Origin of the sequence: Brevundimonas faecalis (assembly GCF_040549405.1) — a bacterium.
Taxonomy (GTDB): Bacteria; Pseudomonadota; Alphaproteobacteria; order Caulobacterales; family Caulobacteraceae; genus Brevundimonas; species Brevundimonas faecalis.
The window spans coordinates 1,024,061-1,041,725 of sequence record NZ_JBEPTF010000001.1; the positions used below are offsets into that span (position 1 = coordinate 1,024,061).

Sequence of the window (17,665 nt, forward strand, 5' to 3'; positions counted from 1 at the left end):
CGCTACTCCTTCGACAGGTCCTGGCGCTGGAACCAGGCCAGGGCCAGAAGGAAGGGCCCCACGGCCCAAAGAGCCAGGCCGGCCAGGGCGCGCCAGACCGCGCCGTCAGGCATGACGGCGGCGGGCATGCCGCCCAGGACGGCGGTCTTCAACACCTCATAGGCGTCGCCGGGCAGGAGCAGCATGGGCGTCAGGTCGGCTGGGCCCCAGCCGAACAGGACGCCGGCCTTGGACAGGAAGAACTGGCCCGTTCCGATCGTCAGGGGAACGAAGAGGGCCGCCAGCAGGGATCGGGTCACCACCGCCGCCAGCAGGCCGACCAGCAGGAACTGCACCACGCGGATATAGGACAGCAGGAACAGAAGGCCGAACTGACGGGCCTCTTCCCCGCCGAGGCCGAAGGCCAGGGGGCGATCGAAGATGACGCCCTTGGCGACCTCCGACAGCATGGCGGCGACCAGGAAGAGGATCAGCCCGGTCAGGGTCATCAGCTTGACCGCCCCGGCCTTGCCCATGAGCAGGTTGGGCCGGGTGTTGCGGGCCGTGATCAGGCGCCAGGTCTCCCACCGGTAGTCGCCGGCGAAGACGGTGGCGGCGCCGATCAGCAGAAAGGCGAGCAGGGCGGGGTTGGCCAGGTTCCCGGCGTTCTCGACCAGGGACCGGCCGAGATCCAGCGCACCGCCGCCCAGCGCCAGCTGCGGGGGCAGTCCGCCCTTCACGTCGGCCATCTTGGCCTGGATGAACCAGTGGCCCACGACGGTCAGGACCAGGGAGACGGCGGGGACGAAGACCAGGCTCCAGAACAGGGCGGTCCGGTTCCACAGCAGGCGTCGGGTTTCGGATCGGATGGCGTCGACCAGCATCATGGGCGATCTCCTGTCGGCGCGGCGGCGGTTTCGGTCATGAAGACGCTTTCCAGGTCGGCGCCGACCCAGCGGGCTTCGTCCACGTCCACGCCCTGTTCGATCAGGGCGCGCAGCAGGGCGGGGCCCTCGGCGCGGGGGATGGCGGCCAGGACGGCGTCGCCGTCCATGCTGCCCCTGTCGCCCAGGACGCCCATGATCTTGGCCAAGGGGGTGGCGGACAGGCGCAGGCGCTCGCCCGAGGCGGTCAGGTCGGACACCTTGCCTTCGGCGGCCAGCCTGCCCCGGTTCATGATGGCGACGCGGTCGCAGACGCGCTGGACCTCAAGCAACTGGTGGCTGGCCAGGATGATGGTCACGCCGTCGTCGTCGGCCAGGGAGCGGATCAGGGCGCGCATCTCCTGGATGCCGGGCGGGTCCATGCCGCTGGTCGGTTCGTCCAGGATGACGAGGTCGGGCCTGGTCATCAGGGCGGCGGCGACGCCCAGCCTCTGGGCCATGCCGACGGAGAAGCCCCGGACCTTGCGGTTCGCCGCCTCGGTCAGGCCGACCCGGTCCAGCCAGCGGTCGATCTCGGCCTCCGCGGCCATGCCGTGGGCCTGGGCCAGCCAGGTCAGGGTCTGGCGCGCGGTCAGATAGGGCGGGAAGCGCGGGGTCTCGATCATGGAGCCCATGCGGCGCGTCACGGCCGGGTCGCCCGTGGGCTGTCCCAGGACGCGAACCTCGCCCGCCGTGGGACGGATCAGGCCCAGCAGGATGCGGAACAGGGTGGACTTGCCCGCCCCGTTCGGCCCCAGGACGCCGTAGACCCCGCCGCGCGGGATGGAGAGGTTCAACCCGTCCAGGGCGCGCACGGCGCCATAGGTCTTGGTCAGGCCGGTCGTTTCGATAACTGCGGTCATGACGTCGAGCTTGGCCTGAGGCGGATAAGCCGACAAGCCGTCTTCTGCCTGTCGCAGATTAAGCTTAGGCAACCTTCTCAAAGCCGTCGGGAGTGTCTCTTCATGCTGAACCGTCTCGCGGGCCTGTGCCTGGCCCTGCTGTTGGCCGCCTGCGCCACGACGCCGGTCACGGTTTCGGACGAGCGGCCGCTGGTCATGCTGGTCTCCATAGACGGCTTCCGCGCCGACTATCTGGACCGGGGGATCACGCCCAACCTGTCGCGCCTGGCGGCGGAGGGGGCGACGGGGCCGATGCGGCCGTCCTTTCCCAGCGTGACCTTCCCCAACCACTACACCCTGGTCACGGGCCTGCATCCCGACCACCACGGCATCGTCGGCAACACCATGATCGACGCCGAGTTGGGCCGCTTCAGTCTGGGGAACCAGCAGGCGGTCACGGATCGGCGCTGGTGGGACCAGGGCGAGCCCATCTGGGTCACGGCCGAGCGTCAGGGCGTGAAGACGGCCACCATGTTCTGGCCGGGCTCGGAGGCCGACATTCGCGGCGTCCGGCCCAGCCTGTGGGCGCCCTTCGACAAGTCCATGACGGGCGACGCGCGCGTGGACCAGGTCCTGGCCTGGATGGACCTGCCGCAGGATCGGCGGCCGCAGCTGACCACCCTCTATTTCGACATCGTCGATACGGCGGGTCACCACAACGGTCCCGATGCGCCGGAAACCGCCGAGGCGATCCGCTCCGTCGACGCCTCCATCGGCCGCCTGGGCGAAGGGCTGAAGGCGCGGGGCCTGTACGAGCGGACGGTGATCGTCGTGGTGTCCGACCACGGCATGGCGGCGACCTCGCCGGAGCGGGTTCTGGTTCTGGACGACATCCTCGATCCGGCGGCGGTGCAGATCGTCTACGGCGGGGCCGTGACCTTCCTGAACCCGGTCGAAGGCCGTGAGGCCGAGGTCGAGCGGGCCCTGCTGGGCTCGCGACCGCACCTGGACTGCTGGCGCAAGAGCGAGATTCCGGCGCGTTTCGTCCTGGGCTCGAACCCCCGGGTTCCGGCCATCCTCTGCGCGGCCGAGCCGGGCTGGCTGTTGGCGACCCGCGACTGGCCCGTGACCAAGCCGGGCGGGGCGCATGGTTACGACAACCAGGCGCCCGAGATGCAGGCGATCTTCATCGCCCACGGGCCGGGGGTGGTCCGGGGGCGGCGCCTGCGCGACCTGGACAGCGTGGACGTCCAGCCCTTCCTGGCCCGCCTGCTGGGCGTGCAGGCGCCGCGCGGCGACGGCCGTCCGAAGGACACCGAGGCCGTGACCCGGCGCTGACCCGAAGGGGCGACGTCGGTTCAAAACTAATCGTCGCGCCTGCGCGCGCCTGCGTCTAGAACGACGGACCCCTTTCGCGAGCGCCCCATGTCCCTGCATCAGCCCAAGGTTCGTCGCGCGGCGATCGCCTTCATTCTTGTGACCGCGGTGCTGGACATCGTGGCCATGGGGATCGTCATTCCCGTCCTGCCGCACCTGATCGAGGAGTTCGTCGGATCGAACGCGCGGGCGGGCCTGTTGAACGGGGTCTTCGTGGCGCTGTGGGCGGGGATGCAGTTCCTGGCCTCGCCGGTGATCGGCTCCCTGTCGGACCAGTACGGGCGTCGGCCGGTCATCCTGATCAGCTGCGCGGGCCTGGCAGCGGACTATGTGCTGATGGCCCTGGCGCCCAACCTGTGGTGGTTGGCGGCCGGGCGGCTGATCGCGGGCGTGACCTCGTCCAGCTTCACCACCATCTACGCCTATATGGCGGACATCACCGAGCCTGAGAAACGCGCCCGCGCCTATGGCCTGATCGGCGCGGCCTTCTCGGGCGGGTTCGTCCTGGGGCCGGTGCTGGGGGGCTTCCTGGGCGAGTTCGGGCCGCGCGTGCCCTTCTGGGTCGCCGCCGGCCTGTCGGGCGTGGCCTTCCTCTACGGCCTGTTCATCCTGCCCGAGAGCCTGACGCCGGAGAAGCGGATGAAGTTCAGCTGGCGGCGCGCCAATCCGGTCGGGGCCATGATCCTGTTGAAGCGGCACGCGGAGCTGACCGGCCTCGCGGTCGTGAACTTCCTGCTCTACTTCGCCCACCACGTCTTCTCGGCGGTCTTCGTCCTCTATGCGGGACTGAGGTACGACTGGGGACCGTGGCAGGTCGGCGCCCTGCTGGCCTTGGTGGGCGTGCTGGACATGGTCGTCCAGGGCGGCCTGGTCGGGCCGATTTCCAAGAAGCTGGGCGACCGGATGACCATGATCCTGGGCCTGTGCGGAGGGACGGTCGGCATCGCCCTGATGGGGTGGGCGCCGACGGGCGTCGCCTTTATCGCCGCCATGCTGCCCAACGCCCTGTGGGGTCTGGCCATGCCGACCCTGCAGTCCCTGATGACGCGCCGGGTCAGCGAGAGCGAGCAGGGGCAACTGCAGGGCGCGAACATGAGCGTCGCCTCCATCGCAGGGGTGGCGTCGCCTCTCTTCTTCGGCTGGGTCTACTCGGTGTCGGTGGGCGAGGGAGGCGGCGCGGCGGCGAGCTGGTTGGCCACGCACGGCCTGAACGCTTTCGCTACAACAGTTGATGCGGCGCTTTCTGATCCCGGCCTGGCCTTCTACATGGCCGCCGTCGTCCTGGCCCTGGCCGCGCTGATCGGCTGGATCACGGCGCGCAAGGCGGAACGGGACGAGGTCACGTCCGTTTGATCGCGGCGACGCCCCGGGGCGCTCGACGGCCTTGATCCTGTCGAAAAGCCGGGGCGGAATGGGATGAACGCCCAAGCTTGTAGAACCGGGACGAGATGAAGACTTCCAGACTGGCCATCGCCGCCGCCCTGATGCTGTCCGCCTGCGGGCAGCCGCAACCGTCCAAGGCGCAGGAAGGCGTCTTTTCAGAGCAGCCGCGCGCCGCGCCGCGCGACGCCGCCGCCATGAAGTCCAGCTTCGCCCCCGTGGTGCGCGAGGCGGCGCCGGCCGTGGTCAACATCTCGGCGCGGGGCGTGCAGCAGGTGCGCGATCCCTTCTTCGAACTGTTCGGCGGCGGCCCGCAGTCGCGCGTGACGGGCTCCATCGGCTCGGGCGTCATCGTGCGGCCCGACGGGGTGGTGGTGACGAACAACCACGTCATCCAGAACATGCAGGAGATCCGCGTCACCCTGAACGACCGGCGCGAGTTCCCCGCAAGGGTCCTGCTGGCCGACGAGCGGTCGGACATCGCCGTGCTTCAGCTGGAACAGGTCGACGGCTCCCTGCCGACGCTGCGCATCGACGACCAGGAGCAGCAGCAGGTCGGGGACCTGGTCCTGGCCATCGGCAACCCCTTCGGCGTGGGCCAGACCGTGACCAACGGCATCATCTCGGCCCTGAACCGGACCGAGACGGGGATCAGCGATTCCGGCTCCTTCATCCAGACCGACGCGGCGATCAATCCCGGCAACTCGGGCGGAGCCCTGGTGGACATGGACGGCGATCTGATCGGCATCAACACCGCCATCTTCTCGCGCACCGGCTCCTCGACCGGGGTGGGGTTCGCCGTGCCGGCGGCCATGGTCAAGCGAGTGGTGGATTCAGCGGTCGGCGGGGCCAAGTCGGTGGTGCGGCCCTGGCTGGGCGTGAAGGGCGACACCGTCAGCGCCGACATCGCCCGCAGCCTGGGTCTGTCGCGGCCCCAGGGCCTGATCATCACCGAGGTCTATCCTCAGGGGCCGGGCGCTCGCGCCGGACTGGAGCAGGGCGACGTCATCACCGCCGTGGACGGGGCCGAGATCAATGATCAGGGCGGGCTGAACTTCCGCATCGGCACCCGGTCGCCGAACGACACGGTGGCCGTGACCATCCTGCGCGACGGCCGCAGCCAGACCGTCAACGCCCGCATCGCGGCCCTGCCGGGCGACGCCGATCCCGGGCAGGGAACCGTGGTGGGGCAGGGCGCCCTGACCGGGGTCCAGGGCGTGGCCCTGAACCCGGCGCTGGCCGACCGGCTGGGCGGAGACCCCTTCACCAGCGGGGTGGTGGTGACGGGCCTGCAGCGCAACAGCATCGCCGCCCGCATCGGCCTGCGTCCCAACGACCTGATCGTCCAACTGGACGGCCGGCCGGCCAATTCGGTCGCGAATCTGGGCCGGGCGCAGCGGGGTTCGGAACTGGTGATCGTCCGCGGCGGCCGCCGCCTGACGGGCCGGTTGCCGTAGTCTATCCTGGGGATAGCATCGCCTTTCTGTTTGCGGACGGCGGCGCCTCATGTCGAATGGCGGGATGACCTTCACGCCGTTCGCCGCCGCTCTCGCCTTGATGTCCGTCGGGGGCGTCGTTCATGATGACCCGCTGACGCAGCCGATCCCCGGCAATGCCGACTGGGTGAAACCGCAGGCGCCGCTGAAGCTCTACGGGAACACCTATTTCGTCGGTACTGGCGGCCTCAGCCTGGTGCTGATCGACACCGGAGACGGTCTGATCCTGATCGACGGCGCCCTGCCTCAGACGGTGGCGACGACGGAGGCGAACATTCGCCAGCTGGGATACCGGGTCGAAGACATCCGCTACATCCTGAACACGGAGGCCCACTACGATCATTCCGGGGGGCTGGCGGCTCTGGCGCGCGACAGCGGGGCCGAGGTGATCACCAGTCCCGTCGGCGCAGCGGCGCTGCGGACGGGTCAGGCCGACGCCCATGATCCCCAGGCCGCCAGCGTCGCCGCGCACCCGCCTGTTCCCAATGCGCGAGGGATCGGAGACGGCGAGACCGTGCGTCTGGGCGATACGGTTGTGACGGCGGTCTTCACGCCCGGTCATACGCCCGGAAGCGTCAGCTGGACCTGGAAGTCCTGCGAAGGCGCGGCCTGCGCGGACGTGGTGTTCGCGTCCAGCCTCAATGCGGTGGCCAGCGGGACCTTCACCTACAGGGCGCATCAGGATGTGACGGCGACGCTGCGGGCTTCCATCGACCGGATGGAGAGGCTGCCGTGCGACCTGCTGATCTCGGCCCATCCCGACAACTCGGGCGGCGATGTCAAGATTGCGGCCTTGCAGGCTGGGGCGACGCCCAATCCCTTCCTCGATCCGTCAGCCTGTCGCGCCTATGCCGAAAGAGCGCGGCAACGGCTTCAGGCGCGACTGGATCGCGAAGCGTCCTAGGCCTTGATCGGGCCGCCGATGGACCAGGTGTGGCCGAAGGGGTCGCGGACCTGGCCGTAGCGGTCGCCCCAGAACTGGTTCTCCAGCGGCATGACGGGGACGGCGCCGTTCGCCAGGGCGCGGTTCCACCATTCGTCGGCGTCGTCGACTTGAAGATGCAGGCTGACGCCCTTGGGCGTGATGTCGGCCTCGCCGGTCCATTCGGGGAATTCGTCGGCCAGCATCAGGCTGGCGCCGTTGATGCGCAGATGGGCGTGCATCAGCCGCTCGCCGTCCTCGGCGGGCATGCGCATCACCTCCTCGGCGCCGAAGGCGCGGGCGTAGAAGTCGACGGCGGCGGCGCCCCCGCGCGAAGGAATGGTCAGGTGCGGCGTCAGCCCGCCGCGCGGCCCCTGCTCCGACTTGGCCTGGGTCATGAGATTCCTCCTGGGGACGCCCTAGTATCGGGTGCAGTCGCTCGAACGAACGCCTATCTAGAGTGTTCCATGACTGATTTGTTCGAAGCTTCCGGCATTCATCCGCCCGACGCGCCCCTGGCCGATCGCCTGCGCCCGCAGGCGCTGGATCAGGTCGTGGGCCAGGATCACCTGCTGGGACCCGGCGGGCCGATCCGCCGCATGATCGAGGCCGGGCGCCTGGGCTCCATGATCCTGTGGGGGCCGCCCGGTACGGGCAAGACCACGATCGCCCGCCTGCTGGCCAAGGCGGCGGGCTATGAATACCAGTCGATCAGCGCGGTCTTTTCCGGCGTCGCCGACCTGAAGAAGGCGTTCGAGGCTGCAAGGATGCGACGGTCGGCGGGGCAGCAGACCCTGTTGTTCGTGGACGAGATCCATCGCTTCAACCGCGCCCAGCAGGACGGCTTCCTGCCCTTCGTGGAGGAGGGGATCGTCACCCTGGTGGGGGCCACGACCGAAAATCCCAGCTTCGAACTGAACGGCGCACTGCTGTCCCGGTCGCAGGTCTATGTGCTGAAGCGGCTGGACGACGCCTCGCTGGACCAGTTGCTGTCCCGCGCGGAAACCCTGATGGAGCGTTCGCTGCCGCTGACGCCGGAGGCGCGCCAGGCCATGCTGGCCCTGGCCGACGGCGACGGCCGCTATCTGCTGACCATGTCGGAGGTGCTGTTCGACCTGCCGCAGAGCGAGCCCCTGGACGTTCAGGCCCTGGCGGGCGTGCTGCAGAAGCGGGCCCCCGCCTACGACAAGAGCCGGGAAGAGCACTACAACCTCATCTCCGCCCTGCATAAGTCGGTGCGCGGATCGGACCCGGACGCGGCCCTCTACTGGCTGGCGCGGATGCTGAACGGGGGCGAGGACCCGCTCTATCTGGCGCGGCGCATCGTGCGGATGGCGGTCGAGGACATCGGCCAAGCCGACCCCCTGTCCCTGCTGGTCGCCAATGCGGCCAAGGACACCTATGACTTCCTGGGATCGCCCGAGGGCGAACTGGCCCTGGCCCAGGCGGTGGTTCATCTGGCGACCGCGCCCAAGTCGGTGGGGGTCTACGAAGCCTTCAAGGCGGCCAAGCGCGCGGCGCACGAGACCGGCTCCCTGATGCCCCCCGCCCATATCCGCAACGCCCCGACGAAGCTGATGAAGCAACTCGGCTACGGCAAGGGCTATCAGTACGATCCCTCGACGCCTGAGGGCTTTTCCGGCGCGAACTTTTTCCCCGACGAGATGGAGCGTCGCACCTTCTACCAGCCCAAGGGCGAAGGGCATGAGGAGAAGGTCAAGGCGCGGCTGGAACGCTGGGCGGCGATGCGCGACCGCGTGCAGGGCGAGAAGGGGTAGTCCCTTCTTCTCCTCCCCCGTTTACGGGGGAGGGGGACCGCGAAGCGGTGGAGGGGGCGACCACAGGCGCGACCGTTTGCCTGGTTTGGACCGCCGTCCCGCCCTGATCCGGAAATCGCAGCCCGAGTTTTCGCCCCCTCCACCACGCTTCGCGCGGTCCCCTCCCCCGCTTTGCAGGGGAGGAGAGGGAGGGGTCTGTCCAGCGCGGCTGTTCACGCCTAGGTTCGCGCGGAGCAATCCTCGGGAGGAATCAATGACCGACATCGTCAAGCGCGGGACGCCCTGGCATCTGTGGGCGGTCGCCGTGGTCTCGGTCGTCTGGAACGGGATCGGCGTCTGGCAATGGTATCAGAAGGTCACGGGTTCCCCGGCCTATTGGGACGCCCTGACGATGCAGCAGGTCGTCTATCTGCGCGGCGCGCCCTTGTGGACCGACGTGGCCTTCGGCGTGGCGGTCTGGTGCGGTCTCCTGGGCGCGCTGATGTTGCTGCTGCGGCGACGGCTGGCCTTCAACGCCTTCGTCGCGGGCCTGATCGCCATGCTGGCGGACAGCGTCTATGTCCATGTCCTCAGCAACGGGCGCGAGGTCATGGGAACGGCGGGCGTCCTGTTCGGCGTCCTGATCATCCTGATCTTCGCGGCCCAGATCGCCTATTCCCATTGGGCGCGGCGCAAGGGCGTGATCCGCTGAGCGCCTGATCGGCGATCATTGTTAAGGACGTCCGTTCGGGTTTAGCCTCCCTGCCATCGGCAACCTGGGGAGGGAAAAATGACCGATATCGCAAGGCGTCAGCCGACGCCCTGGCATCTGTGGCTGGTCGGCGTCCTGTCGCTGCTGTGGAACGGCTTCGGCGGCTATGACTTCATCCAGACCACGACGCGCGGGGAAACCTACATGCGCGAGTCCGGCTTCGGCGACGAGATGATCGCCTATTTCAACGCCATGCCGACGTGGATGTACGTGCCCTGGACCCTGGGCGTCTGGGGCGGGGTGATCGGATCCCTGTTGCTTCTGGCGCGCAGCCGCTGGGCGGTTCACGCCTTCGCCCTGTCGTTGCTAGGGGCGGTGGTCAGCCTGGTCTACTCCAAGTTCATCAGCCCGCCGCCGGCCCTGCCGCCCGAAATGGCGATGATGGAGTGGATGCCCTACGTCATCACCGCCATCGCAGCCTTCCTGCTCTGGTACGCTTGGGCCATAGCGAAGAAGGCGGTCCTCCGCTAAAGGCTCGGCGGGTGAAAACCCGCCAGCCCGCTTCCCTGACCGAAGAAGACATCGCCGCCGTCCGTTCGTGGGTCATCCACGAGGACGCGCACATCATCGCCTTCAACAAGCCGTCGGGCCTGTCGAGCCAGGGCGGCCGCATCCAGGCCCATACCCTGGACGACCTTTTGTGGGCCTTCGCCCGTTCAAACGGCAAGCGGCCGGAGCTGGTGCATCGGCTGGACCGGGACACCTCGGGCGTCATCCTGGCGGCCAAGACCAAGCCGGCGGCGGGCTTCCTGGGCAAGGCCATGCAGATGCGGCGGTTCCAGAAAACCTATCTGGCCCTGGTTTCCGCCGCGCCCGAGCCGAAGTCGGGCCGCATCACCGCCGCTCTGCGCCGCGAAGAGATCGGCCGTGAAAGCTATATGCGGGTGGTCGAGTTCGATGCGCCGGGCGCGCAAGGCGCCGTTAGCGGCTATCGCACCCTGGCGGCGAGCGAGGACGGCGCCCTGGTCGAGCTGTCGCCCGAGACGGGACGGATGCACCAGTTGCGGGTCCACATGGCCTCCATCGGTCGGCCTCTGGTCGGCGACGTGCGCTACGGCGGGGCGCTGACCTTCGCCGGCCGCGCCGCGCCGCGCCTGATGCTGCACGCCGCCAAGCTGTCCTTCCCGCACCCCGAAGGCGGGGAGCGCGTGACGCTGGAGGCGCCCCCGCCCGAGGACTTCGCGGCCTTGAAGGCGGCGGCGGGCCTCTAGGGCTTCGTAGAACGTCGCTTCATCTCCGGTTCAGCTTCGTCGGGGAACGATAGGGGCCGCCCGCGCGCTTTTCGGGCGTGGGAGAGATGCGATGAAACCTTTCGCCGTCGGACTGATCGCCTTTTCGGCCCTGACCCTGGGCGCCTGCGCCAGCCTGGCCCCCTATGGCCCGCAGCAGTCGGCGCGCGGGCAGGGTTTTTCCGAGCAGCGGATCGAGGGGGACCGTTTCCGCGTCACCTATAACGGCGTCGGCGCGCCCGGACCGGTGGTCGATCGCGCCCTGTTCCGCGCGGCTCAGCTGACGGTCGATCAGGGCTATGACTGGTTCGAGGTGACGCAGCGCTGGATCGACGGCCGTCCCGACAGCGCGGGCGGCGTGCGCCCCAGCGTCTCGATCGGCGCCGGTTCCGGTCGCTACGGCGGCTATCGCGCGTCCGGCGTCGGGGTCGGCCTGGGTCTGGACCTCAGCGGGCCGCAGCCGACCTCCACCACCCTGGAGATCGTCATGGGTCGGGGCCAGCGCCCGGATCGCCCGGGCGCCTATGACGCGCGCGGGGTTCAGGACGCCGTCCGGCCTCGTCTCTAGGCTCTAGAAGGGCCAGCGCGCCATGGCGGCGGCGAAGCCCAGCAGCGGAAGCAGCAGCAGGATCTCGATCCCCACGGCGCGCCGAGCGGCCGCGCGTTCGCCTTCGGGCGGGACGTAGGCGGGCGCATCGCGCCCGGCCTTGCGCCATTTCAGGATGAGCAAGGTCGGTCGGATCGAGATCAGGCCGATCAGGGAGAAGGTCGCGATCTTGGCCCAGAAGAAGGGATTGGCTTCGTAGAAGGCCCAGCCCTTGCCGCCCCACAGGACGCGGGCGGCGCCCACGGCCAGGATCAGCAGGGCCGTGGTCCCGTATCCGGCGTCCAGTCCGGCCAGACGCGCCGTCGGCGGCGCGGGCAGGCGCAGCAGGGCCAGTTCCATCGCTAGCATGGCGATCAGGCCCGCGAAGAGCAGGTGATGCGCCACGGCCAGGATCAGGTCGAGCATCAGGCGTCCCTTCGCAATCGGATGCGGAACAGTATATGTCCCCGCATCATGACACGTTTCCTGCTGGTTGCGAGCGGCGGCGCCCTTGGGGCGATGGCGCGCTATGGCCTGGGGCTGGCCGTCGGACGGCTGGCCCCCGGCTCGGCCTGGCCCTGGGCGACCCTGACGGCCAATACGGCGGGCGGGCTGCTGATGGGTCTGCTGGCCGGCTGGCTGGCGCTGAAGGCCGGCGCCCAGCAGGAGAGCATCCGCCTGTTCGCCGCCGTCGGCGTCCTGGGCGGCTTCACTACCTTTTCGGCCTTCTCGCTGGAGACGGCCCTGATGATCGAGCGACGCGAACTGGGTCTGGCCTTGGCCTATGCCCTGGGGTCGGTCGTCCTGGCGGTCGGGGCACTGTTCGTCGGCCTGATCGTCGCGCGTAAACTGTTTATCGGAGCGGGCCTATGAGCCGCGAAGTCCAGACCCTCTATGTCGCCGAGGATGAGCACGACATCCGCCTGGACCGGTGGTTCAAGCGCCGCTGGCCGCACCTGTCGCACATCCAGGTCGAGAAGATGGCCCGCAGCGGCCAGATCCGCGTCGACGGTTCGCGGGTCAAGCCGCAGGATCGCCTGACCGCCGGCGCCGCCGTGCGCGTGCCGCCGCTGCCGGAGGCCAATCCGCGCAAGCCCGGCGACGCGCACGAACTGTCGGAACGCGACGTGGCCTACGCCAAGTCCCTGGTCCTCTATGAAGACGAGATGGTCATCGCCCTGAACAAGCCGCACGGCCTGGCCGTGCAGGGCGGCACCAAGACGACCAAGCACGTCGATCGCCTGCTGTCGGCCTGGGGCGAGGGGCTGGACCGGCCGCGTCTGGTCCACCGCCTGGACCGCGATACCTCGGGCGTCCTGCTGCTGGGCAAGGGGCCGGAGGCGGCCAAGCGTCTGGCCGGCGCCTTCGCCCGGCGTCAGGCCAAGAAGACCTATTGGGCCATCGTCATCGGCAACCCCAAGCCCTCGGCGGGCCAGATCGACATGGCGCTGAAGAAGACCGGCATCAACGACTTCGAGATGATGCGTCCCGCCGATCCCAAGGACCCCAAGGGCGAACCGGCCGAAACCGCCTTCGCCACCGTCAGCCGCGCCGCCCATCGCGCGGCCTGGATGGCGCTGCGTCCCTTCACCGGCCGGACGCACCAGTTGCGCGCCCACATGGCGGCCATCGGCCACCCCATCCTGGGCGATCCCAAGTACGGCGACGAGAAGTCGCGCGAACTGTCCGGCGTGCTGAAGCTGCAATTGCACGCCCGCCGGATCGAGCTGGACCATCCGCGCGGCGGCAAGCTGATCGTCGAGGCGCCGTTGAGTCCCGAGATGAAGGCCGGATTCGCCCACTTCGGCTTCTCCGAGGACGAGGCGGAGGAAGACCCCTTCCTGGGCGTGAAGCGCCTGAGATGACCCGGTCGGGCGACCTGCGTCATGACCGCGCCGTTGTGGACGGCCTGATCGCCGCGGGTCGGTATCAGGAGGCGCAGCGTCGGCTGTCGTCCGCGTCGGGCGCGCAGGAGCAAGCCCTGGTCGCGTATCTGGCCCAGGTCGAGGCGCGACCGGCCAGCAGCGTGGCCGAACACAATCTGGCGGCCTTCCTGGGCGATCAGGGTCTGCATGCGGCGTCGGAAGGCGCCGCGCGACGGGCCTTCGCCAAGGGCGGGGATGCGCCGGAGACCTGGCTGGTTCTGGGTCGCGCTCTGGTCAATCAGTATGGTTTCGACGCGGCGGAGCAGGCCCTGCGCGGGGCGATCGCGCGGCGGCCGACCTATGGCGAGGCCCTGCGCGAACTGGCCCAGTTGATCTGGATGCGGACGGCGGATGCGGAGGCGGCGACCGCCCCCGTCCGCGCGGCCCTGGATCAGGCGCCGGGCGATGCTGGCCTGAAGCGTCTGCTGGGCCTGGTGATGGAGTTCGCGGGGGCCGATCCACGCGAGATATGGCGTGTCCTGGCCGAGGGCGGGCCGATCCAGGACCCGCAGTTGCATCTGTCGGCGGTCGGCGCAGCCCTGGGCTTCGACCGCGACCTGGCGCTGCGTCACGCCCTGGCCGCCTTCGCCGGGGCGCCGGATCATCCGGTGATCGCGCTGAAGCTGGCGGAGGTCCTGATGATGCGCGGCGACCTCGAGCGGGCGGCGACCGTCCTGGCCGACGTCCGCTTGCCGCCTGAGGATCAGAACCTGCTGGCCCATCGGGCGACGCTGGAGCGGCTGGCGGGCGCGCCGACCGGCGCCGGGTTGAACGACTACGACGCCTTCGTGCAGGGGGCGCCGATCGACGCGCCGCCCGGCTGGTCCGACCTAGCCGCCTATCTGCGCGATCTGGCGACGGCCCTGCGCGCCATGCACCGCCTGCGGACCCATCCGATCGGTCAGAGCCTGAGGCACGGCTCCCAGACTCCGGTCAACCTGACCCAGGTGGACGATCCGGCGGTCCAGGCCTTCTTCACGGCCGTGGACGGGCCGATCCGGCGCTATATGGCGCGGCTGGGCGCCGGGACGGACCCCTTGAGGCGTCGCAACACCGGGGATTATCGCATCATCGGCTGCTGGTCGGTGCTGTTGTCGCCCGGCGGCTTTCACGCCTCGCACGTCCACCCGCAAGGCTGGCTGTCCTCGGCCTGTCACATCGAGCTGCCAGAGGCGACGCAGGCGGGCGGGCGAGAGGGATGGCTGGCCCTGGGATCGCCGCCCGGCGCCTACGCCGTTCCGACCCCGCCCGAGCGGCATGAGCGGCCCGAGCCGGGTCGGCTGGTGCTCTTCCCCTCCTATATGTGGCATCAGACGCTTCCCTTCGCCGGGCCGGACGACCGTCTGACCATCGCCTTCGACCTGATTCCCACATGACCCGACCGCTCGCAGTCTTCGACATCGATGGAACCCTGGTGGACAGCCGGGCCTCGATACACCGCGCGGCGGGGGAGGCGGCCCGCGCCCTGGGCCTGCCCGAACCCAGCTATGACCGGGTGCGCCAGATCGTCGGCCTGACCCTGGACAAGGCCCTGCACGTGTTGGAGCCCGGTCTGACGACGGCCGAGCTGGCGGATTTCGTCGCCGCCTTTCAGGCCAGCTTCCGCGCCATGTACGAGGCGGGCCACGAGGAGCCCCTCTATCCCGGCGTGATGGAGAGCCTGCGACGGCTGAAGCGCGACGGCTGGCGTCTGTCGCTGGCGACGGGTCAGAACCGGCGCGGCGTGGCCCGCAACCTTGCCCGGCCGGAATGGAGCGCCCTGTTCATGTCCAGCCACTGCGCGGCGGACGGGCCGGGCAAGCCCGATCCGGCCATGCTGTTCGCCGCCATGGCCGCCTGCGGGGCGGATGCGGCCTCGACCGTCATGATCGGCGACACCAGCCACGACATGGCCATGGCCGTGAACGCCGGGGTCCACGCCCAGGGCGTCGGCTGGGGCTTTCATACCCATGAGGAGCAGATGTCGGCGGGCGCCCGCCACGTCGCCCGCGACTTTCCCGACCTGGAGGCGGCGCTGGACCGCTTCGCCTCCGCCGCCGTTCTCGCTTAGAAGCCCGCCATGTCCCATATCCCTCCGCTTGATCCCAATGTCGCCGCCCGCAAGGGCTTTCGTGAATCCGAGGAGCGCATCAAGCGCTTCTGGAAGACGGTCGAGGTCACGCAGGACGAGGGCGGCTGGACCGTGCGCCTGGACGGCCGTGCGCCCAAGACGCCGGCTGGAAACACCCTGACCCTGCCGACCGAGGCCGCTGCGCAGCTTGTCGCCGACGAATGGGCGGCACAGGAGGCGTTCCTGTCGCTGGGGACCATGCCGGCCACGCGCCTGGCCTCGACCGCCATCGACCGGGTCAGCCAGACCCGCGAGCCCGTGGCGGCCGAGATCGCCGCCTACGCCGGGTCGGACGTCACCTGCTATCTGGCCGAGACCCCGGCCTCGCTGGTCGCGCGCCAGCAGGCCGAGTGGGGACCGTGGCGGGACTGGGCGGCCAGGGAGCTGGGCGTGGCCCTGCACACGGCCGAGGGGATCGTGCATCGGCCGCAGTCGGCCGAGGCCCTGGAGCGGGTGAAGGCCCTGGCGTTGGAGCTGGACGATTTCAGCCTGACCGGCTTGGCCACGGCCGTGCCCCTGTTCGGGTCGGCGGTGCTGGGTCTGGCGGTGCAGCGCGGCGCCCTGGGCGGCGAGGCGGCCCTGGACCTGTCGCGCCTCGACGAGGCCTTCACCGAGGAACGCTGGGGCGTGGACGAGGAAGCCGCCGCCCGCGTTGCGGCCCACCGCGCCGAGGCGGCCTTGCTGCAACTCTGGTTCGAGGCGCTTTAGAGAAACTCGCTCCTCCCCTGCGGAGCGGGGGAGGGGGGCCGCGCGCAGCGTGGTGGAGGGGGCGAAGGGGCGGACCTGCGGTGTCCGGGTTGGAGCAGGAGGTCGGTGGAAGCTGGCTGGCGTGGCGGATGTGGTCGCCCCCTCCACCGCTTCGCGGTCCCCCTCCCCCGCAGGCGGGGGAGGAGTTTGGGCGCTGGCCTTACCCCTTGATCAGGGCTTCTCGCTCTTCGGCCGTGATCATGCGCCATCTGCCTTCGGGCAGGTTGTCCAGGCGGATGGGGCCGACGCGGATGCGCAGCAGGTCCGTGACCTCCAGGTCGACCATTTCGCACATGCGGCGGATCTGGCGGTTGCGGCCTTCGGTCAGGATGAAGCGCAGACGGTTCTGCTCCATGCGCGAGACCTTGGCGTATTTCAGCACCCGTCCGTCCAGCATCAGGCCGCGGCGCAGCAGGGCCAGCTTCTTCTCGGTCACGTCGCCGGCGACGCGGACCAGGTATTCCTTGTCCAGGTGCGACTGGGGTCCGATCACGGCCTTGGCCACCACGCCGTCCGAGGACAGCAACAGCAGGCCGCGTGAATCCTCGTCCAGGCGGCCGATGGGGGGCAGGGAGGCGTCCTCGTCGGGGACGGCGCCCTCGCCGACGCGGGCGGCCTCGGTCAGCAGGCGGACGGCCGGGATCTTGTCCGGCTCGGGCTGGCCCGAGACATAGCCCAGCGGCTTGTGGATCAGGATGGTGACGCCGGAGGCCAGGGCGGCCTCGGCCTTGTCGTTCAGGGTCAGGGTCTGGCCCGGCTCGATCTTCCGGCCCGCGTCTGTGACACTCTCGCCGTCGATGCTGACCATGCCGGCGGCGATCAAGGCTTCGGCCTCGCGGCGCGAGCAGACGCCGGTCTGGCCCAGCCATTTGTTGATGCGGACCGGCTCGGGGCCGTCATAGGTGCGGGTGAAAGCCATGCGGCTCTGTAGAGGGCCGGGCGGGCGGCGGGCAAGCCTCACACGCGGCGGAAGACCAGGCTGAGGTTCTGGGCCGGCATTTCGGCCCGCAGCGTCAGGGCCAGACCGTGGGCGCGGGCCAGGGCGACGACTTCGTCACGGTCGCGCAGGCCCCAGGCCGGATCGCGGGCCTTCAGGCTGTCGTCGAAGGCGGCGTTCGACGGCGCCAGGGGCCGATCTGCTTCGCGATAGGGACCATAGAGATAGAGCAGGCCGCCGGGGGCGGGCAGGACGCGTTCGGCCAGGCCCATCAGTCCCTCGGTCGCGGTCCAGGGGCTGATGTGGATCATGTTGATGCAGACCAGGGCGTCGAAGTCCTGCGTCGGCCAGGAGCCCTGATCCAGGCAATCCAGGGCCAGCGGCGGCCGCAGATTGGTCGGGCCGGCCTCGGCGGCCCAGGCGGCGATGCTGGCGCGGGCTTCGGGGCTGGGGTCGCTGGGCGTCCATTCCAGGCCGGGCAGGGCGGTGGAGAAGGCGACCGCGTGCTGGCCCGATCCGGCGGCGATTTCAAGCACGCGGCCCGTGCGCGGCAGATGGGCCCGCAGTCGCGTCAGGATGGGCTCGACATTGCGGGCGGCCGCAGGCGAGACCAGGGCCCCGGAAGGGCGTTCAGCTTGAGCGTCCATCGTCTTCACGCCTTTCCGATACCGCCTGGAGACGAG

Annotated in this window: 20 protein-coding genes; 14 read left to right on the forward strand and 6 right to left on the reverse strand. The window is 69.7% G+C overall.

Going from position 1 to position 17,665, the window contains the following annotated elements; translation table 11 throughout:
- Nucleotides 1-2 precede the first annotated feature (2 nt).
- Nucleotides 3-866, reverse strand: a complete 864-nt coding sequence (locus ABIE19_RS05015; RefSeq protein WP_354088022.1) for a hypothetical protein — start codon at nucleotides 864-866, stop codon at nucleotides 3-5.
- Nucleotides 863-1,765 carry an ABC transporter ATP-binding protein gene (locus ABIE19_RS05020; RefSeq protein WP_354088023.1) on the reverse strand — a complete coding sequence of 301 codons (903 nt, stop codon included), beginning with the start codon at nucleotides 1,763-1,765 and terminating at the stop codon, nucleotides 863-865. Before ABIE19_RS05020 ends, ABIE19_RS05015 begins: the two co-directional genes overlap by 4 nt.
- A gap of 102 nt (nucleotides 1,766-1,867) precedes the next feature.
- On the opposite strand from ABIE19_RS05020, the gene ABIE19_RS05025 reads away from it, so the two are divergent.
- The 4 genes from ABIE19_RS05025 to bla all read left to right on the forward strand — a co-directional run bounded on the left by ABIE19_RS05025 (nucleotide 1,868) and on the right by bla (nucleotide 6,901).
- Nucleotides 1,868-3,082 (forward strand): alkaline phosphatase family protein, encoded by a 1,215-nt coding sequence (locus tag ABIE19_RS05025; protein ID WP_354088024.1) that lies wholly within the window; start codon nucleotides 1,868-1,870, stop codon nucleotides 3,080-3,082.
- Between the two features lie 87 nt (nucleotides 3,083-3,169).
- Nucleotides 3,170-4,474 (forward strand): TCR/Tet family MFS transporter, encoded by a 1,305-nt coding sequence (locus ABIE19_RS05030; RefSeq protein WP_354088025.1) that lies wholly within the window; start codon nucleotides 3,170-3,172, stop codon nucleotides 4,472-4,474.
- 95 nt (nucleotides 4,475-4,569) lie between these two features.
- Nucleotides 4,570-5,958 (forward strand): Do family serine endopeptidase, encoded by a 1,389-nt coding sequence (locus ABIE19_RS05035; protein WP_354088026.1) that lies wholly within the window; start codon nucleotides 4,570-4,572, stop codon nucleotides 5,956-5,958.
- A gap of 64 nt (nucleotides 5,959-6,022) precedes the next feature.
- Nucleotides 6,023-6,901 carry a subclass B3 metallo-beta-lactamase gene (bla, locus tag ABIE19_RS05040; RefSeq protein WP_354088028.1) on the forward strand — a complete coding sequence of 293 codons (879 nt, stop codon included), beginning with the start codon at nucleotides 6,023-6,025 and terminating at the stop codon, nucleotides 6,899-6,901.
- Here bla and ABIE19_RS05045 read toward each other — a convergent pair.
- Nucleotides 6,898-7,317: a VOC family protein gene (locus ABIE19_RS05045; protein WP_354088029.1), complete on the reverse strand. Its 420-nt coding sequence runs from the start codon at nucleotides 7,315-7,317 to the stop codon at nucleotides 6,898-6,900. The two genes, bla and ABIE19_RS05045, sit on opposite strands and share 4 nt — an antisense overlap.
- Nucleotides 7,318-7,386: 69 nt before the next feature.
- On the opposite strand from ABIE19_RS05045, the gene ABIE19_RS05050 reads away from it, so the two are divergent.
- The 5 genes from ABIE19_RS05050 to ABIE19_RS05070 all read left to right on the forward strand — a co-directional run bounded on the left by ABIE19_RS05050 (nucleotide 7,387) and on the right by ABIE19_RS05070 (nucleotide 11,245).
- Entirely contained in the window at nucleotides 7,387-8,697 is a 1,311-nt protein-coding gene (locus tag ABIE19_RS05050; protein WP_354088031.1) for a replication-associated recombination protein A, read from the forward strand.
- A 253-nt stretch (nucleotides 8,698-8,950) separates the two neighbouring features.
- Nucleotides 8,951-9,388, forward strand: coding sequence for a hypothetical protein (locus tag ABIE19_RS05055; protein WP_354088032.1), 438 nt, complete (start codon nucleotides 8,951-8,953; stop codon nucleotides 9,386-9,388).
- 78 nt (nucleotides 9,389-9,466) lie between these two features.
- Nucleotides 9,467-9,919 (forward strand): hypothetical protein, encoded by a 453-nt coding sequence (locus ABIE19_RS05060; RefSeq protein ID WP_354088033.1) that lies wholly within the window; start codon nucleotides 9,467-9,469, stop codon nucleotides 9,917-9,919.
- Nucleotides 9,920-9,930: 11 nt separating this feature from the next.
- The gene (locus ABIE19_RS05065; protein WP_354088034.1) at nucleotides 9,931-10,659 is read left to right on the forward strand and encodes an RluA family pseudouridine synthase; all 729 of its coding nucleotides are present in this window, start codon (nucleotides 9,931-9,933) and stop codon (nucleotides 10,657-10,659) included.
- A gap of 91 nt (nucleotides 10,660-10,750) precedes the next feature.
- Nucleotides 10,751-11,245, forward strand: coding sequence for a CC0125/CC1285 family lipoprotein (locus ABIE19_RS05070; protein ID WP_354088035.1), 495 nt, complete (start codon nucleotides 10,751-10,753; stop codon nucleotides 11,243-11,245).
- Nucleotides 11,246-11,248: 3 nt separating this feature from the next.
- Here ABIE19_RS05070 and ABIE19_RS05075 read toward each other — a convergent pair whose 3' ends face one another.
- The gene (locus ABIE19_RS05075) at nucleotides 11,249-11,689 is read right to left on the reverse strand and encodes a DUF2214 family protein (protein WP_354088036.1); all 441 of its coding nucleotides are present in this window, start codon (nucleotides 11,687-11,689) and stop codon (nucleotides 11,249-11,251) included.
- 48 nt (nucleotides 11,690-11,737) lie between these two features.
- Between ABIE19_RS05075 and crcB the strand changes: the two genes are divergently transcribed.
- From crcB to ABIE19_RS05100, 5 genes are read left to right on the forward strand one after another with little or no spacing between them, the layout of a single operon-like run.
- Nucleotides 11,738-12,136: a fluoride efflux transporter CrcB gene (gene crcB, locus ABIE19_RS05080; protein ID WP_354088037.1), complete on the forward strand. Its 399-nt coding sequence runs from the start codon at nucleotides 11,738-11,740 to the stop codon at nucleotides 12,134-12,136.
- Nucleotides 12,133-13,128 (forward strand): RluA family pseudouridine synthase, encoded by a 996-nt coding sequence (locus ABIE19_RS05085; RefSeq protein WP_354088038.1) that lies wholly within the window; start codon nucleotides 12,133-12,135, stop codon nucleotides 13,126-13,128. The genes crcB and ABIE19_RS05085 overlap by 4 nt, the downstream gene beginning before the upstream one ends.
- Nucleotides 13,125-14,564 carry a putative 2OG-Fe(II) oxygenase gene (locus tag ABIE19_RS05090; RefSeq protein ID WP_354088039.1) on the forward strand — a complete coding sequence of 480 codons (1,440 nt, stop codon included), beginning with the start codon at nucleotides 13,125-13,127 and terminating at the stop codon, nucleotides 14,562-14,564. The genes ABIE19_RS05085 and ABIE19_RS05090 overlap by 4 nt, the downstream gene beginning before the upstream one ends.
- Nucleotides 14,561-15,238, forward strand: a complete 678-nt coding sequence (locus tag ABIE19_RS05095; RefSeq protein ID WP_354088040.1) for an HAD-IA family hydrolase — start codon at nucleotides 14,561-14,563, stop codon at nucleotides 15,236-15,238. The genes ABIE19_RS05090 and ABIE19_RS05095 overlap by 4 nt, the downstream gene beginning before the upstream one ends.
- 9 nt (nucleotides 15,239-15,247) lie before the next feature.
- Nucleotides 15,248-16,006: an ATP12 family chaperone protein gene (locus tag ABIE19_RS05100; protein WP_354088041.1), complete on the forward strand. Its 759-nt coding sequence runs from the start codon at nucleotides 15,248-15,250 to the stop codon at nucleotides 16,004-16,006.
- Between the two features lie 199 nt (nucleotides 16,007-16,205).
- Here ABIE19_RS05100 and ABIE19_RS05105 read toward each other — a convergent pair whose 3' ends face one another.
- Both ABIE19_RS05105 and ABIE19_RS05110 read right to left on the reverse strand, forming a co-directional pair.
- Nucleotides 16,206-16,964, reverse strand: a complete 759-nt coding sequence (locus ABIE19_RS05105) for a pseudouridine synthase (RefSeq protein ID WP_354088042.1) — start codon at nucleotides 16,962-16,964, stop codon at nucleotides 16,206-16,208.
- Between the two features lie 38 nt (nucleotides 16,965-17,002).
- Nucleotides 17,003-17,629 (reverse strand): DUF938 domain-containing protein, encoded by a 627-nt coding sequence (locus tag ABIE19_RS05110; protein WP_354088043.1) that lies wholly within the window; start codon nucleotides 17,627-17,629, stop codon nucleotides 17,003-17,005.
- Nucleotides 17,630-17,665: the final 36 nt, after the last annotated feature.

Coding starts and splice junctions, on each gene's coding strand:
- ABIE19_RS05015 (WP_354088022.1), bottom strand. CDS start 866: ATGATGCTGGTCGACGCCATCCGATCCGAAACCCGACGCCTGCTGTGG.
- ABIE19_RS05020 (WP_354088023.1), bottom strand. CDS start 1,765: ATGACCGCAGTTATCGAAACGACCGGCCTGACCAAGACCTATGGCGCC.
- ABIE19_RS05025 (WP_354088024.1), top strand. CDS start 1,868: ATGCTGAACCGTCTCGCGGGCCTGTGCCTGGCCCTGCTGTTGGCCGCC.
- ABIE19_RS05030 (WP_354088025.1), top strand. CDS start 3,170: ATGTCCCTGCATCAGCCCAAGGTTCGTCGCGCGGCGATCGCCTTCATT.
- ABIE19_RS05035 (WP_354088026.1), top strand. CDS start 4,570: ATGAAGACTTCCAGACTGGCCATCGCCGCCGCCCTGATGCTGTCCGCC.
- bla (WP_354088028.1), top strand. CDS start 6,023: ATGACCTTCACGCCGTTCGCCGCCGCTCTCGCCTTGATGTCCGTCGGG.
- ABIE19_RS05045 (WP_354088029.1), bottom strand. CDS start 7,317: ATGACCCAGGCCAAGTCGGAGCAGGGGCCGCGCGGCGGGCTGACGCCG.
- ABIE19_RS05050 (WP_354088031.1), top strand. CDS start 7,387: ATGACTGATTTGTTCGAAGCTTCCGGCATTCATCCGCCCGACGCGCCC.
- ABIE19_RS05055 (WP_354088032.1), top strand. CDS start 8,951: ATGACCGACATCGTCAAGCGCGGGACGCCCTGGCATCTGTGGGCGGTC.
- ABIE19_RS05060 (WP_354088033.1), top strand. CDS start 9,467: ATGACCGATATCGCAAGGCGTCAGCCGACGCCCTGGCATCTGTGGCTG.
- ABIE19_RS05070 (WP_354088035.1), top strand. CDS start 10,751: ATGAAACCTTTCGCCGTCGGACTGATCGCCTTTTCGGCCCTGACCCTG.
- ABIE19_RS05075 (WP_354088036.1), bottom strand. CDS start 11,689: ATGCTCGACCTGATCCTGGCCGTGGCGCATCACCTGCTCTTCGCGGGC.
- crcB (WP_354088037.1), top strand. CDS start 11,738: ATGACACGTTTCCTGCTGGTTGCGAGCGGCGGCGCCCTTGGGGCGATG.
- ABIE19_RS05085 (WP_354088038.1), top strand. CDS start 12,133: ATGAGCCGCGAAGTCCAGACCCTCTATGTCGCCGAGGATGAGCACGAC.
- ABIE19_RS05090 (WP_354088039.1), top strand. CDS start 13,125: ATGACCCGGTCGGGCGACCTGCGTCATGACCGCGCCGTTGTGGACGGC.
- ABIE19_RS05095 (WP_354088040.1), top strand. CDS start 14,561: ATGACCCGACCGCTCGCAGTCTTCGACATCGATGGAACCCTGGTGGAC.
- ABIE19_RS05100 (WP_354088041.1), top strand. CDS start 15,248: ATGTCCCATATCCCTCCGCTTGATCCCAATGTCGCCGCCCGCAAGGGC.
- ABIE19_RS05105 (WP_354088042.1), bottom strand. CDS start 16,964: ATGGCTTTCACCCGCACCTATGACGGCCCCGAGCCGGTCCGCATCAAC.
- ABIE19_RS05110 (WP_354088043.1), bottom strand. CDS start 17,629: ATGGACGCTCAAGCTGAACGCCCTTCCGGGGCCCTGGTCTCGCCTGCG.